The 15,580-nt window shown below is 65.4% G+C and carries 13 protein-coding genes and 1 rRNA gene; 10 read left to right on the forward strand and 4 right to left on the reverse strand.

All coding sequences use genetic code 11. The features are described from left to right. Positions 1-4: 4 nt before the first annotated feature. From AC1M14_RS06920 to AC1M14_RS06940, 5 genes are all read left to right on the forward strand, one after another. Positions 5-1,597, forward strand: coding sequence for a GMC family oxidoreductase (locus AC1M14_RS06920; protein ID WP_479731260.1), 1,593 nt, complete (start codon positions 5-7; stop codon positions 1,595-1,597). A gap of 17 nt (positions 1,598-1,614) precedes the next feature. Beyond that, entirely contained in the window at positions 1,615-2,325 is a 711-nt protein-coding gene (locus AC1M14_RS06925) for a glutathione S-transferase (RefSeq protein ID WP_102776235.1), read from the forward strand. A 94-nt stretch (positions 2,326-2,419) separates the two neighbouring features. Continuing rightward, positions 2,420-2,644: a DUF1653 domain-containing protein gene (locus AC1M14_RS06930; protein ID WP_102776280.1), complete on the forward strand. Its 225-nt coding sequence runs from the start codon at positions 2,420-2,422 to the stop codon at positions 2,642-2,644. Positions 2,645-2,648: 4 nt separating this feature from the next. Further along, on the forward strand, positions 2,649-3,290 hold the full coding sequence (locus tag AC1M14_RS06935) for a 3'-5' exonuclease (protein ID WP_479731261.1): 642 nt from the start codon (positions 2,649-2,651) through the stop codon (positions 3,288-3,290). A gap of 245 nt (positions 3,291-3,535) precedes the next feature. Continuing rightward, entirely contained in the window at positions 3,536-4,513 is a 978-nt protein-coding gene (locus AC1M14_RS06940; protein WP_479730367.1) for an IS110 family RNA-guided transposase, read from the forward strand. 95 nt (positions 4,514-4,608) lie between these two features. Here AC1M14_RS06940 and AC1M14_RS06945 read toward each other — a convergent pair whose 3' ends face one another. Then, complete coding sequence (locus AC1M14_RS06945; protein WP_102776233.1) at positions 4,609-4,899, reverse strand: antibiotic biosynthesis monooxygenase family protein; 291 nt, start codon at positions 4,897-4,899, stop codon at positions 4,609-4,611. Positions 4,900-5,379: 480 nt separating this feature from the next. Here AC1M14_RS06945 and AC1M14_RS06950 point away from each other — a divergent pair, with 480 nt between their 5' ends. Together AC1M14_RS06950 and AC1M14_RS06955 are read left to right on the forward strand one after the other, a co-directional pair. Continuing rightward, positions 5,380-5,847 (forward strand): hypothetical protein, encoded by a 468-nt coding sequence (locus AC1M14_RS06950; RefSeq protein WP_479731262.1) that lies wholly within the window; start codon positions 5,380-5,382, stop codon positions 5,845-5,847. A 42-nt stretch (positions 5,848-5,889) separates the two neighbouring features. After that, positions 5,890-6,573 (forward strand): hypothetical protein, encoded by a 684-nt coding sequence (locus AC1M14_RS06955; RefSeq protein ID WP_102776231.1) that lies wholly within the window; start codon positions 5,890-5,892, stop codon positions 6,571-6,573. Between the two features lie 13 nt (positions 6,574-6,586). Here the strand turns inward: AC1M14_RS06955 and AC1M14_RS06960 are convergent, their stop codons facing one another. Both AC1M14_RS06960 and AC1M14_RS06965 read right to left on the reverse strand, forming a co-directional pair. Then, a complete protein-coding gene (locus AC1M14_RS06960; protein ID WP_102776230.1) occupies positions 6,587-9,001 on the reverse strand; it encodes a DUF3772 domain-containing protein in 2,415 nt (804 codons plus the stop codon). Positions 9,002-9,215: 214 nt separating this feature from the next. Then, entirely contained in the window at positions 9,216-10,130 is a 915-nt protein-coding gene (locus AC1M14_RS06965) for a LysR family transcriptional regulator (protein WP_479731263.1), read from the reverse strand. A gap of 243 nt (positions 10,131-10,373) precedes the next feature. On the opposite strand from AC1M14_RS06965, the gene AC1M14_RS06970 reads away from it, so the two are divergent. After that, positions 10,374-11,891 carry an acetyl-CoA hydrolase/transferase family protein gene (locus tag AC1M14_RS06970; protein ID WP_102776229.1) on the forward strand — a complete coding sequence of 506 codons (1,518 nt, stop codon included), beginning with the start codon at positions 10,374-10,376 and terminating at the stop codon, positions 11,889-11,891. 12 nt (positions 11,892-11,903) lie between these two features. Here the strand turns inward: AC1M14_RS06970 and AC1M14_RS06975 are convergent, their stop codons facing one another. Next, positions 11,904-12,818, reverse strand: coding sequence for a LysR substrate-binding domain-containing protein (locus AC1M14_RS06975; RefSeq protein ID WP_102776228.1), 915 nt, complete (start codon positions 12,816-12,818; stop codon positions 11,904-11,906). 124 nt (positions 12,819-12,942) lie between these two features. Here AC1M14_RS06975 and AC1M14_RS06980 point away from each other — a divergent pair, with 124 nt between their 5' ends. Both AC1M14_RS06980 and AC1M14_RS06985 read left to right on the forward strand, forming a co-directional pair. Next, on the forward strand, positions 12,943-13,197 hold the full coding sequence (locus AC1M14_RS06980; protein WP_479731264.1) for a hypothetical protein: 255 nt from the start codon (positions 12,943-12,945) through the stop codon (positions 13,195-13,197). 647 nt (positions 13,198-13,844) lie between these two features. Next, a 16S ribosomal RNA gene (locus tag AC1M14_RS06985) occupies positions 13,845-15,375 on the forward strand. Positions 15,376-15,580 lie beyond the last annotated feature (205 nt).

Genomic DNA, 15,580 nt, shown 5'->3' on the forward strand with positions numbered 1-15,580 from the left:
GACCATGGGCGAATACGATTTCATCATCGCCGGCGGCGGCACCGCCGGCTGCATCCTGGCCAACCGCCTGAGCGCCGACGGCAGGCACCGCGTGCTGATGCTGGAGGCCGGGCAGCAGCCGCGCAGCATGTGGATCTCGATACCCGCGGGCTTTTCGCGTCTGCTGGTCGATCCGGATTACAACTGGCGCTTCGCCACCGAGCCGGAAGACAACGTATACGGGCGGACCATCGCCGTGCCCCGGGGCAAGGGCGTGGGCGGCTCGACGCTGATCAACGGCATGATCTACGTGCGCGGCCAGCCCGGCGATTACGACGGCTGGGAAGCCGCCGGCGCCGCCGGCTGGAACTGGACGCAGGCCGCGCGCCTGTTCCGCAAGATCGAGCGCTACGAGCGGGGAGGCGAGGGCCGCGGCACGGACGGCCCCATGCGCCTGGAAGAGGTCGCTGAACGCTATCCTGTGTCCGACGCCTTTCTGCGCGCCGCGCAGGAAGACGGCCAGCGCCTGAACCCGGACTACAACAGCGGCGACCAGGAGGGCGTGGGCTACTACCAGGTGCTGCAGCACCGGGGCCGCCGCTGGAGCGTGGTGGACGGCTATCTGCGGCCCGCGGCCGGCCGCAGGAACCTGACCGTCGAATGCGGGGCGCACGTGACGCGGCTGCTGTTCGAGGGCAGGCGCTGCACGGGTGTGGTCTATCGGCAGGACGGGCGCGAGCACACCGTGCAGGCCGCGCGCGAGACGCTGCTGTGCCTGGGGGCGGTGCAGTCGCCGCAACTGCTGGAACTGTCCGGCGTGGGGAGCCCGGCGCTGCTGCAATCGCTGGGAATCCCGCTGGTGCATGCGCTGCCGCAGGTGGGCGAAAACTATATCGACCACTACGCCACGCGCATGAACTGGCGCGTCAAGGGCGCGGTGACGCTGAACGAAATGTCGCGCGGCTGGCGGCTGGCGCGGCAGGTGGCGCGCTACTACGCCAGCCGCAAGGGCATTCTGACGCTGGGCACGGGGCTGGTGCACGGCTTCGTCAAAAGCGCGCCGGACCTGTCGGCGCCCGACGTGCAGTATTTCTTCGTGCACGCCAGCTACGCGAACGCGGCCGAACGCATCCTGGACCGCGAACCCGGCATGACGATAGGCGTGGCCCAGCTGCGCCCCGAATCGACGGGTTCCATCCACATCAAGTCCGCGGACCCGCTGGCCGGGCCGGCCATCCGCCCCAACTTCCTGTCGGCCCAGGTGGACCGCGACAGCCTGGTGGGCGGCATGATGGCGGCGCGGCGCATCGTCGGCCAGCCGGCCCTGCGTCCCTATGTGGCCGCGGAAATGAGCCCGGGCGCGGACGTGCAGCGCTACGATGAATGGCTGGACTTCGCGCGCCGCAACGGCCAGACCATCTACCATCCCATCGGCACCTGCCGCATGGGCTCGGATGACGGCGCCGTCACCGACGCGCGCCTGCGGGTCAACGGCGTGTCGGGCCTGCGGGTGGTGGACGCCTCGGTGATGCCCAGGATGGTGTCCGGCAATACCCAGGCGGCCGTCATGATGGTGGCCGAGCGGGGCGCGGAGATGATCCTGGAGGACGCGCAATAACCGGAAAAGGAGCTGGCATGACATACGACCTTTGGTATTGGGACGGCATCCCCGGACGCGGGGAGTTCGTGCGCCTGGCGCTGGAGGCGGGCGGCATCGCCTACCGCGAGCGCGCGCGCGAACCCGGCGCCGACGGCGCCACGCTGGCCGCCGACATGGCCGCGCGGCGCGAATATCCGCCCTTCGCGCCGCCGTATCTGGTGGCCGGGAAAATGACGCTGGCGCAGACCGCCAACATCCTGCTGTTCCTGGGAGAAAAGCACGGGCTGGCGCCCAAGTCCGTGGAAGGGCGGCTGTGGGTCAACCAGTTGCAGCTGACCATCGCCGACATGGTGGCCGAAGCCCACGACACCCACCATCCCATCTCGTCGAGCGACTACTACGAAGACCAGAAGGCCGAGGCGGCGCGGCGCGCGCGCAGCTTCCGCGAGGAACGCATGCCCAAGTTCCTGGGGTATTTCGAGCGGGTGCTGGAAGGGCAGCAGGCCTGGCTGGCCGGCGGCGAGCGCTGGACCTATGCGGACCTGTCCTTGTTCCAGCTGGTCGACGGCCTGCTCTATGCCTTCCCGAAGCGCATGGCGACGCTGGCCGCGTCCTATCCCAAGGTCATGGCGCTGCATGCGCGCGTGGCGGCGCTGCCGGAGCTGCAGCCGTATTTCCAGAGCGGCAGGCGCCTGCCCTACGGCGACGGCATTTTCCGCCGTTACCGCGAGCTGGACGCGGCCTGATCCGCGCCGGTGCGCTATAAACTCGGTATCGTCCGAACCTTCAGGCCCGGTCATGCACCGCCATGCCCGGGCCATATTGCTGCCGCAGTCCTCCATGACCGAATCCGAAGCCCTGGCTCTCGCCTCGCACCGCCACTACAAGGGCGGCCTGTACCGCTACGTGGGCACCGCCCGCCATTCCGAAACCGAAGAATCCCTGGTCGTGTACGAACACCTGTGGCCGCACGAACGCGGGCTGTGGGTGCGTCCGGCGGAGATGTTCTTCGGGAAGCTGGACGACGGCAGGCCGCGTTTCGCGCCGCTGGCTTCGGCGCAGTGAAGCCATGAGCTATTTCTACCGACGGCCGCGCGCGGCCGGCGCGGCGGCGGGCCGCAAGGCCGAGGCCCTGAGCGACGCGCTGCAGGCATTGCGCGGCCCCTTCATCGTGGCCGACCTGGAAACGACCGGCCTGTCCACCGCCACCTGCGAGATCCTGGAATTCGCCGCCGTGCGCGTGGGCGCGGCCGGCGCGCTGGAGCGCGAGTACTCGCAGGTGGTGCGCACGCGCGGCCCGGTGCCGTCGTTCATCACCCGCCTGACCGGCATCACGCAGGCCGAGGTGGACCGCCACGGCGTGCCGGTGACGCAGGCGTTCTCGTCTTTCCTGGACTTCGTCGAAGACCTGCCGGTGTTCTTCCACAACGCGTCCTTCGACCGGCGCTTCCTGGGCGCGGCAGCGGACCAGACCGGCATGCCGTTTTCCAACCCCACCCACTGCACGCTGGCGCTGGCCCGGCGCGCCTGGCCCGAACTGCCTTCGCACAAGCTGGAGATCCTGGCCCGCCACGTCGGCGCGTCCAACCCCACGCACCGGGCGCTGGCCGACGTGCGCACCACCGTGGCGGTGGCGCTGGCGGCCGGGTCGTTGTTGGGGGGGGCGCCGGCTGATGGGTTTCGCGCGTTCGATGGTCGCGTTCCGGCCTAAAGACTCTCGCGCTGCACCCATCCTTGTATGGTTCTATAGCCCTCACCGAAATGTGTTCGGTGGGAGCTGGGGATAGGGACACACCCATCCATCAGCCGTTCGTGCGGACTGACGTCGGTAGATATCCCACCCCGCCCAAACACGTCGATTAAGAATCTAGCGGCCAGGACCGCCGATTGATCGCAAGGTAACGCATCGGGCGAGGCTTCCCCAGCAGGCTTAACGCTAGCGCAAGGGGTCTACAGATGCAAATCGCATGCTCTTTCTTCGGTGCGGATGTCGGCAAGGCCGAAATCGTGGTGGCCGACTATCGCCACACCAAGCCCGTCACCAAAACCCTCAAGAACACCCTCAGCGGCCTGACGCCTTGGCTGCAAAGCTTGCCCGAGGGCAGCGTACTGGCCATGGAATCGACCGGTGGTTACGAACGCCTGCTGGCTGATCTGGCCTACGAGCGGGGGCTGCGGGTCTACGTGGTCAATCCCAAGGTTTTGTTCCATTACGCCAAATCCCTGGGCCAACGCGGCAAGACAGACCAGCTTGATGCCGTCATGATCGCCCGATTTATCGCCTCAGAACACCATCGCCTGCACCCGTATCAGCCGACTCCGCACCACATCCTGCGTCTGCGCCAGATGCTGCACTTACGCAAAATGACCGTGAACACCCGGACCCAACTGCGGCTGTCCAGCGAGCGTCACCAGCAGGCGTGCGCCCAGGCCCAGGTGCAGAAGGTACTCGATGCCCTGACCGAGCTGGCTGACTCTCTCGAAGACCAGATGATTGTCCAGATCGAAGCGGAGCCGGAACTGGAGCAAGACTTTAAGTTGCTTACCAGCATCACCGGTGTAGGTAAGCTGACCGGTACGGCCCTGGCGACCACCTTCGCTCGCATACCGTTCGCCAGCTCCGATGCCGTGGTGGCCTATGCGGGTCTGGACCCCAGGCCCAAAGAGTCTGGCACCTATAAAGGCCTGCGTGTGCTTAGCAAGCAAGGCGATGCCATCCTGCGTAGCCTGGCCTACAACGCCGCCAGCGCAGCCTCCAGATCGGAGGTCTTCAAACCCTTGTATCAGGCATTGCGCGCCAAAGGCTGGGCTACCACCCAGGCCTTGAACATCATCGCCAGAAAGCTCTTGCGCATCGCCTTCGGCGTATGGAAATCACGCAAACCCTTCGATCCGACGCGCTTCAACGTCAATCAGGCTTGCGCGAAACCATAGAATCTACGATCGTGAGGCCGTAGGATGGGTGCAGCGCGAGACATTCGATATAAAAAACCGCTGCGGAACGCGCGTAACCCATCGCTCCACCCCCCTCAGATCACCTTCTGCTCGTGATGCACCTGCGGCGGCTCGACGAAAAAGCCCGCCACCAGCTTGCGCCATTCCTGGAAATCGCTGGATTCGCGGAAATCGACCATGTGGTTTTCAACGGTCTCCCACTCCACCACCAGCGTGTAGCGCTGCGGCAGTTCGATGCTGCGGTACAGCTCCATGCCGTGGCAGCCGCGGGCCCGCAGGAACAGCGGCTTGGCCTGCGCCACGCCGGCCTCGAACAGTGCTTCCTGCCCCTCGCGCACGTGGATGCTGGCAATCTCCTGGATCATGGTCTTGTCTCCCTGTGATGGATGAAGCCGGCAGCGGCCGGCGGCGCAGATAGTATGGCCGAAAAAGGCGGTATTCAGCCGTACGACAGCTTGACGGCGCTTGCGGGAAATGCAGGGACGGCCCCGTCGCCCGCGCGTCCTAGTGCAGTTGCCGCAGGCGCGCGCCGGCCTTCCCATCCATCGGGCCGAGTGCGGCGCGCGGCGCGGCCGTCGCAGCCCTTTGCGTTTCGTCCATACGTATGGTCCGCGCGCGACGTGTTCGCACATTTGGCCGGATGTGTTACCGGCCCGGATCGTCCGGCGGGAGTCGGTCGCCCGTTCAGCCGATATCGACGGATCTAGGACGGCGCAATCATTCCGTACCAATACGAAAGTCCCAGGCCTTTCGTCATTGTCCGGAGGGCTGGGAGGGTAACGGTCCGCGCCGGTCGGTCGCCGGCAGCCATGCATCCGTGCAAGCACGGATCGGGAGGAGCTCAAATGAAAAAGCTCGCAGCAGTCGCCGCGTTGTCCCTGTTCGCCGCCACCGCCTACGCCACCGGCCCCGGCGGTTCGGTGACGGTCCATTCCGGCGCCATCAACGGCACCGTGTCATCCATCTCCACCGGCAGTTCCGTGGTGGCCACCCAGATCAACGGCTACGGTTCGTCCAGCCAGACCTCGTTCGGTGAAACCGGCGGCGTGGCCCAGGCAGGAGGCAGCTTCGGTGCGGACGGAACGCAAGTCGTCACCAGCACGCGCCAATACGCCACCAGCGAGTCGTACGGCAGCGTGTCGGGCAACGCGCCCATCATGGTGGGCGACAGCATCGCCAACGGCGGGGCCTCGTTCGGGCAGACCGAGACCAGCGCCTCGGCCACCGGGACGTTCCACGCGGCGAACGTGGGGGCGTTCGGGGCAATACACGGCATCGGCGCGGTAGGCCATGTCGCAGGGTTCAATCACTGACCCCTGACCGGACGGCTGCGGCCGTCCGGTAGAGGAGACATCATGAAGACCATAGCGCTTGCCATGACGCTGTCGCTGGCCGCGTTCTCCGCCGCGGCCCAGACCAGCAGTTCCAGTGCCACGACGTCGGCGACCTCGGGCTCGACCAATGCCGGCAACAACCAGGGCATCACCTTCAATTCCAGCAACGGCGGCTCCAGCACGCTGCGCAGCGCGCCGCCGGTGGGCGGCCAGAGTTTCTACGGCTCGTTTTCGTCGGACAGCTGCATGGTTTCCGCCGGAGGAGGCGGTTCCGTGGTCGGCTTCGGCATGAACGTGGCGATCCCGATCGAGGACCAGAAGTGCAGCCTGCGGCGCAACTTCGAACGCACCATGCAGGCGGCCGCGTCCACCAAGGACGCCGACCGGGCGCGGCGCCTGGAGACGGCCGCCATCGACATCCTGTGCCAGACCGATGACCGCACCAAGGCCGCGCTGGTGGCGCAGGGGCTTTGCACCAATCCCGCGCTGACCACGGCGGATCACCGATTCGACGGCGCCGCCGTGGCGCAGGTCGCGCCGTCGGCGCCGGTGCTGGCCGAACGCCCGCCCCTGGGCCAGCCGCTGCCGCCGGCGGCCCAGGCCTATCCCGTGCGCTCGGTGCGCAGCGCCGCGCTGGCCTCGCCGCCGCTGCGCAATCCCAGGCTGGACCAGCAGGCCTTCGCGGACCTCTACACGCCGGGCTGAGCCCGCCGGCCGCTCAGGGCGCGGGATGCGCGCCCGGCGCCGGCGCGGCCGCCTGCATGGGCGGCAGTTCCGGGGCCGAGGCCAGCAGCATGGTGGGCGGCGAAGAGACCTCCAGCCCCGCATCGTGCAGCCGCTTGAGCACGGTGAACAGCAGGGCGCTGCGCACCCCGTACGCGGCTCGCGGCGAGGACACGTAGCCCTTGGCGTTGAAGATCAGGTGGCCGCCTTCGATGCCGTCCAGGAACACGTTCGGCGCCGGCGTCTCCAGCACGTCCTCGTGGTCGGCGAAGGCCTGCAGGATCAGGTCGTGCACCTGTTCGGCGTCGGTGGACAGGGGCAGCGGCAGCTTGATCTGGACCAGGCCCAGCGGGTTGGAGCGGGTCACGTTGCGCACGGTCTTGGTGACGAACTCCGAGTTCGGCACGATCACCGTCGAGCGGTCGCCCATCTGGATCTCGGTGGCGCGCACGTTGATGCGCAGGATGTCGCCCTCCACGCCGCCCAGCGAGACCCAGTCGCCCACCTTGACCGGACGTTCGGCCAGCAGGATCAGGCCCGACACGAAGTTCTGGACCACCGCCTGCAGGCCGAAACCGATACCCACCGACAGCGCGCTGGCGATCCACGCCACCCGTTCCAGGCCGATGCCGGCGGCCGACAGCGCCAGCGCCACGGCGGTCACCACGCCGGCATAGCCGAACAGCGTGGCGGCCGACAACTGCATGCCGGGGTCCAGCTCAGTGGTGGGCAGATAGCGGTTGGACAGCCAGCGCTTGAGCATCTTCACGCCCAGCAGCGACAGCCCCAGCACCAGCAGCGCCTGCAGCACCGCACCCGGGCGGATCTGCGCCTCGCCGATGGCCAGGCCCTTGCGCAACTGGTCGAAGCGCTGCAGCAGGTCGGTGGGCGCTTCGCCGAACGGCGCCAGCAGCAGCGTGATGGCGAGCAGCCCGACGGCCACCCGGCCGACGCCGGACAGCAGCACCGCGGCCTGGTCGCGGATGCTGGGGGCTTCGCGCTCGCTGTCGCGGTGCGAAGTGCCCAGCAGCGTGCCGAAACCGTCTTCGATCAGGGTCGAGGCCAGATAGGCCGAGGCCAGCACGATGAGCGTCCACAGCGTCTGCTTGACCAGGAAGCTGCCGAACGCCACATAGCCGGCCAGCAGGCTGGCCAGGCTCAGTATCAGCACGGTCCAGATGGCGCTCAGCAGCAGCGACACCCAGAAAGGAATGGGCGCATCGCTTTCCTGCATCGCGCGGCGGCGCAGCCGGCGGCCGATGGCCAGCACCGCGCCGATCAGGGCCATGGTCATGACGGCGACGATGCCGGTCAGCGTGATCGTCGTCGTCAGGCTGGCGTTGAGCAGCACGGGCAGGCGCTCGGCCAGCCAGATCATCACCACCAGCACGCCCACCACGCCGGGCACCCAGCGCAGCCGCGTCGCCACGAGGTCGCTGATCGGCGGCAGGCGCCACGAGGGCCGGTTCGAGGACAGCAGCGCATAGCCCAGGCCGGACACGTATCCGCCGAAACAGACCGTCGCCACCAGGTTGGCCAGCAGCGACGACGTGTTGTCGCTCAACTGCGAATTCCAGTCCAGGCCGACGTGGATCAGCAGCGCGATGATGCCCGGCGTGGCCACCGCCATGGCCACGTGGGTCAGCGCCAGGAACGAGCGCCGCAGCCGGCCCGGCGGCACGCGGGTGGCGGTCAGGCGCAGCAGCAGGCGGCCGATCCAGATGCGCAGGGCGATCGTCAGCGCGGCCGCGGCGGCCAGCAGCAGCCAGCCTCTTTTCGGGGTCTGCCCGACCGCGGTCGACAGGTTATCGCCCAAGTCCTCCAGGCGTTCCAGGTCGCGCGGGAATTCCGCGCGGAACTCGGTCCAGAACGGGTCGGAGAGAAAGGAGTCGCGCCGCTCTCCCAGGCGCGCCTGGAACTGGGTGCGGCGCTGCGCCGAAATCTGTTCCGCGGTCTGCCCGGCGTCCACCGACAGCAGCCGCGCCAGCTTGATCTGCGCGTCCAGCGCGCGATTGCTCTTTTCCAGCTGCGCGCGCTGCGCGGCCACGTCCGGCGCTTCCTTGGCGCCTTCGGGCGGCGTGCCCAGTTCGCTCAGCTTGGCCGCCACGCTGGCCAGTTGCGGCGCCAGCGCCTCGGCCGCGGCGTCCGCCTTGGACTGGATGTCCAGGGCCTCGCCGCGCTGCTTCACCAGGCTGGCGTCGTCGGTTTCGTCGGCCACGCGCTTGCGGATCTCGTCGATCTGCTTGCGCGCCGAGCCCAGCATGGCTTCGGTATCGGCCGGGGTGGGCGGCGAGGCCGCGACGGCGGGAAACAGGAACAGCGCCAGCAGCAGGGCCGCGACCAGCGCCATGAGCGAGGACGGCCGGGCGCGGCCGGTCCGCAGGGGCAGGGTAGAGGGAATAGGAATCATGTTTCAGGGCGAGTGGCTCGCATCGAGGCGGCAGCATAACAAGCCGCAGTCCTGCCCATTGCAACAAAAACTGGTGCTATGGCCCCATTTTTAACCCGGCCGCGATCGTCGCCAGCGGGCCGGCTGCGCGGCTATTGAAAAAAGGGGCGGATTGACGGGAGCGGCGGCCGGCGCCGGCGCCCGCAATCCAAGTTTACGTGGCCAACGTTTGGATTCAACTCGCCCGGCGCGCCGGCGCGATTTTCGGCTTGCCCAGCACTTCGTCGCACACCTCCAGCCAGGCGCGCGCCGCGTGCGACAGATAAACCGATTGCTGCCAGATATGGCCGACTTCCCACTGGATGCCGGACTTGGCCAGTTTGGCCGTGCTCAGGCCGCGCGTCTTGATCCGCTGCATCAGCGGCTCGGGCAGGAGCGCCACGCCCAGGCCCGCGGAAGCCATGGCCACCAGGAAATCCCAATGCGCGCTCTGCGCCGCGATGCCGGGCTGGAAGCCGGCCTCGGCGCAGGCCTGGCGCAGGCGCCGCGTGATGGCGAAATCGTCCGTGGGTATCAATAGCCGCGCCTCGCGCAGCGCGCCCAGCGGCAGCGAGGTCTTGCCCGCCCACGGCGCGTCCGGCGGCCCGATCGCCCAGATGGGATAGCGGCCGAAGGGCTGGGCGGCCAGCCCGCCGTCGGGCGCGATCGGCAGGATGGTGGCGCCCACTTCAAGTTCGCCGCTTGCGACCAGGCCCTCGACCGCCTGCCCGGTGCCTTCGCGCAGGGTCAGGTGGATGCCGGGATGGCGCTCGCGAAAGCGCTTGACCACCGGCGTGAACAGCAGGTTGATCATGGGCGGAATGCCGACCTCCAGCGCGCCGCGGCGCAGGTCCGTGGTCTGGCGCAGCTCGTCGGCGAGCTGGCGCATGGTCTCCAGCACCTGCAGCCCGCGCTGGTACATGACCCGGCCGGTATCGGTGGGGCGTGCGGTGTGGCCGTCACGGATCAGCAGCGGCGTGCCGGCCTCGTCCTCCAGCTGGCGAATCATCTTGCTGACCGTCGATTGCGTCACGAACAGCGCCTTCGCGGCCTGCGTGAAGCTGGCATGCCTGACGGTTTCGACGAAATACCGCAATGCGCGCACGTCCATGGTCCGCGGCCCTCCCTTGCGCGCCATGCGCGGCTATGAGCAAACGATGAAAAAAACGACTGGATTGGATGATTTTAAGTCATTACGAGATTTGGGCCGGCCTTCCTATACTGCCGGAAAATCGTCCCTGGGCCGCCACGATCCGGCCGTGGGATCTCGGGAAACGCCGCGTCAGACGGCGCCTGGGCGCCAGGCTTCGCCGCGCCCCGCCGCCAGCCGTTGGCCCTTGAATCTGGAGACACCATGCATCTCGACCGTATCCGCCACCCTGGGCTGCGCGCCAAGATCACGTCCGCCGAACAGGCGGCTTTGCTGGTTCAGGACGGCATGACCGTCGGAATGAGCGGCTTCACCCGCGCCGGCGACTGCAAGTCTGTGCCGGCGGCGCTGGCGGCCCGCGCCGAGCGCGAGCCGCTGTCCATCACCCTGATCACCGGCGCCTCGCTCGGCCACGATACGGACAAGCTGCTGGCGCAGGCCAACGCCCTGGCGCGCCGCATGCCGTTCCAGGTCGACACCACGCTGCGCCGCAAGATCAACCAGGGCGAGATCGCCTTCATCGACCAGCACCTGTCCGAAACCGTCGAACAGCTGCGCGCCGGCCATATCGGTCCCATCAACGTGGCCATCATCGAGGCCGCCGCCATTACCGAGAGCGGCGCCATCGTGCCGACGATGTCGGTGGGCAACTCCGCCTCGTTCGCGCAGCAGGCCGACCGCATCATCATCGAACTGAACCTGAGCGTGCCCGCCGCCATCGAAGGGCTGCACGACATCTACGTGCCCGCCGACAGGCCGCAGCGCCAGCCCATCGGCCTGGTGTCGCCGGAGCAGCGCATCGGCCAGACCTGTATCGAGGTCGACCCGGACAAGATCGCCGCCATCGTCATCACGAGCGAGCCGGACAGTCCCTCGAACGCCTTGCCGCCCGATGCCGAGACCAACGCCATCGCCGGCCACATCAACGCCTTCCTGCGCGGCGAAGTCGAGGCCGGCCGCCTGGACAATTCGCTCCTGCCGCTGCAGGCCGGCATCGGCACCATCGCCAACGCCGTGCTGCACGGATTCGAATCGTCCGGCTTCGAACGGCTGACCATGTACTCGGAGGTGCTGCAGGACAGCGCCATCGAACTGCTGGACCAGGGCAAGCTGGCCTTCGCCTCGGCTTCGTCGATCACGGTGTCCAAGCCCGTGTACGAAAAAATCCTGGCCAACATCGAGCATTACCGCGAACGCATCGTGCTGCGGCCGCAGGAAATCAGCAACGCGCCGGAAATCGTGCGCCGCCTGGGCATCATCGCGATCAACACCGCGCTGGAGTTCGACATCTACGGCAACGTGAATTCGACCCACGTGGGCGGCACGCACATGATGAACGGCATCGGCGGTTCGGGCGACTTCGCGCGCAACGCGCACCTGGCCATCTTCGTGTCCAAGTCCATGGCCAAGAACGGCGACATCTCCAGCGTCGTGCCCATGGTGTCCCACGTCGACCACACCGAACATGACGTGGACGTGCTGGTCACCGAATGCGGACTGGCCGACCTGCGCGGCCTGGCCCCGCGCGAACGCGCCCGCGCCATCATCCGCAACTGCGTGCATCCTTCGTACCGCGACGCCCTGCAGGACTACTTCGACCGCGCCTGCGAACGCGGCGGCCAGACCCCGCACCTGCTCGAGGAAGCGTTCTCCTGGCATCAGCGCTTCAATGAAACGGACTCGATGCAGCCCGCTGCGCCCACGGCGCGCAAGGTCGCCTGAGGCGGGGCGGCGTTATTTCGCCGCGGGGCCGGCCAGGCTGCGGCGCGACATCTCCAGCTCGTCGCGCAGCCACTGCTTCAGCGCCACCAGCGGCCCCCAGTCGCGCAGGCTGGGGCGATAGACCAGGTGATAGGTCTGCTCCTGCTCGTAATGGACGCTGACGGGCGAAACCTGCACCAGCCGTCCGGCGCATAGCGCGTCGGCCGCGAGCAGCTCGCGCCCCAGCGTGACGCCCAAGCCCTGCTCGGCCGCCTGCAGCATCATGCCGGCATCATTGAACGAAGCTACCGGCGTCACCGGCGTGCGCAGACCGGCCGCATTGAACCAGTGCTGCCACATCTCGCGTTCGCCCAGCAGGGGCTGGCGCGCCAGGGTCTGCGGGCTGCAATCCGGCAGCGCCGCCGCCGTCTCCGGCGAGGCCAGCACGATCAGCGGCAGGGGCACATCGAACAGCGGTTCCGATTCCACGCCCGGCCAGGGGCCGCGCCCATAGCGCAGCGCGGCATGAAAACCGTCGCGCAGCAGGTCGGCGACCTGCTGGGAAGAATCGATCTCCAGCGCCAGCCCCGGATGGCGGCTGCGCCAGCGCGCCATGCGCGGCAGCAGCCAGCGCTGCGCGAATGACGGCAATACCGACACCCGCAAGCGTTGCTCGTCGCCCGTGGCGGCGGCGGAAGCCGCCAGCACACCTTCGTCCAGTTGCGTCAGCGCGCCCTGCACGGCGCACAGCAAGGCGGCGCCCGCGCTATTGAGCACGATCCCGCGCCCGCTGCGCTCGAACAGCGGAAAGCCCAGCTGCTCTTCCAGGCCCTTGATCTGTTGGCTGACGGCGCTGTGGGTCAGGTGCAGGCGCTCGGCGGCCGCGCGCAGATTCTGCAATTCGGCGACCGCGCGGAAGGCGGGCAGGGTATTCAGGGGCAGACGCATGGCGCACCAAGAGCGGGAGATTGATTGGTCATCTTAGCTTACCGATAACCGTCAAACAATTCGATTTTCTGACGCTTGTTGGGCTATTACGCTTACCAAATGCCTAGTCCCTATGGAGTCCGCCATGTCTGCGCATACCTGCTCTACCTCTGCCGTCGCGGTTTCCCGCGCCACAGCGACCCATGCATCCGGCAACCCTGTCGGATGGCTATGGTCCTTCTATCTCAAGTACCGCGCCAAGAATCGCCTGCGCAAGCTGGCCGTGGATCTGGATGAACACATGCTGCAGGATGTGGGGGCGCCCGACTGGCTGGTCAGCGAAGCCACGGTCAACCGGGAGCTGGCCCGCCTGCGCGATGCGAACTATCTGCGCTGGTAAGCAAGCCGGCCGTGCCGCTGTTTTCGCTCTCTATATATAGAGAATGAAGAGAATGGCGCGCGGCCGCCACCTTTGCCGAAAACTTGTGCTATAGTCTCGCTCCTTCGCAGTTCGGACAGTTTTTCGAACCGCGGAGCCAGGCAAGCATCATTGCATGGATCGCGCAAATCAGGCAGAAGTCAGTTGCGCAATTCGAAAATAATGTGCTATAGTCTTGGGCTTGGCAGTTACCGAAACACTAGGGTTTACCCTGATATTTCGATAGCTGCCAAAGAGGAAAGAGGCTGAAGAGGCCGCGGCAGGAAAGCAAAGCGATAAGCGACGCTGACTTGACAAGCGATAAAAACTTCTTCATAATCTCGTTTCTCTGCTGACACAGCGACCGGCGCGAAAGCGAAGTTGCTGAGAGGCAGGCAGTAAATAGCAGTACCGCTCTTTAACAATTGAACAACCGATAAGTGTGGGCGCTTGATGTGAGTGCGCAGTGGTCAGGTTTTAAATCTGGCCACAAGCACAAGAAATCAAGTGCTCACTAGAAGTGAAGTACCTTAGATGTCAAGTCTAAGCACATACCTCACTTCCTTTGAGCAGCGACGTATGACTCGGTTCTCCGGAACCAAGGAAATACGAAACAAAACACAGAGATTGAACTGAAGAGTTTGATCCTGGCTCAGATTGAACGCTAGCGGGATGCCTTACACATGCAAGTCGAACGGCAGCACGGACTTCGGTCTGGTGGCGAGTGGCGAACGGGTGAGTAATGTATCGGAACGTGCCCAGTAGCGGGGGATAACTACGCGAAAGCGTAGCTAATACCGCATACGCCCTACGGGGGAAAGCAGGGGATCTTCGGACCTTGCACTATTGGAGCGGCCGATATCGGATTAGCTAGTTGGTGGGGTAACGGCCTACCAAGGCGACGATCCGTAGCTGGTTTGAGAGGACGACCAGCCACACTGGGACTGAGACACGGCCCAGACTCCTACGGGAGGCAGCAGTGGGGAATTTTGGACAATGGGGGAAACCCTGATCCAGCCATCCCGCGTGTGCGATGAAGGCCTTCGGGTTGTAAAGCACTTTTGGCAGGAAAGAAACGTCGCGGGCTAATACCTCGCGAAACTGACGGTACCTGCAGAATAAGCACCGGCTAACTACGTGCCAGCAGCCGCGGTAATACGTAGGGTGCAAGCGTTAATCGGAATTACTGGGCGTAAAGCGTGCGCAGGCGGTTCGGAAAGAAAGATGTGAAATCCCAGAGCTTAACTTTGGAACTGCATTTTTAACTACCGGGCTAGAGTGTGTCAGAGGGAGGTGGAATTCCGCGTGTAGCAGTGAAATGCGTAGATATGCGGAGGAACACCGATGGCGAAGGCAGCCTCCTGGGATAACACTGACGCTCATGCACGAAAGCGTGGGGAGCAAACAGGATTAGATACCCTGGTAGTCCACGCCCTAAACGATGTCAACTAGCTGTTGGGGTCTTCGGACCTTGGTAGCGCAGCTAACGCGTGAAGTTGACCGCCTGGGGAGTACGGTCGCAAGATTAAAACTCAAAGGAATTGACGGGGACCCGCACAAGCGGTGGATGATGTGGATTAATTCGATGCAACGCGAAAAACCTTACCTACCCTTGACATGTCTGGAATGCCGAAGAGATTTGGCAGTGCTCGCAAGAGAACCGGAACACAGGTGCTGCATGGCTGTCGTCAGCTCGTGTCGTGAGATGTTGGGTTAAGTCCCGCAACGAGCGCAACCCTTGTCATTAGTTGCTACGAAAGGGCACTCTAATGAGACTGCCGGTGACAAACCGGAGGAAGGTGGGGATGACGTCAAGTCCTCATGGCCCTTATGGGTAGGGCTTCACACGTCATACAATGGTCGGGACAGAGGGTCGCCAACCCGCGAGGGGGAGCTAATCCCAGAAACCCGATCGTAGTCCGGATCGCAGTCTGCAACTCGACTGCGTGAAGTCGGAATCGCTAGTAATCGCGGATCAGCATGTCGCGGTGAATACGTTCCCGGGTCTTGTACACACCGCCCGTCACACCATGGGAGTGGGTTTTACCAGAAGTAGTTAGCCTAACCGCAAGGAGGGCGATTACCACGGTAGGATTCATGACTGGGGTGAAGTCGTAACAAGGTAGCCGTATCGGAAGGTGCGGCTGGATCACCTCCTTTCAGAGCTTAGCGCTCGTGTTAAGCGTCCACTCTTATCGGTTGTTTGATGTGGCTGGGATCGGGTTTTTCCGGTCCAGCGTAGAAGCTAACTGATAGCGCTGCTTGCAGCCTTATCAGTTGGGTTTTACCCAACAGCTATATTTTGTTCTTTAACAATCTGGAAGAAGCACAACGAAATGTGCTCATCAAGTAATCAGCGTTTGCT

The sequence above is a fragment of the Achromobacter sp. SX5 genome (assembly GCF_056711425.1).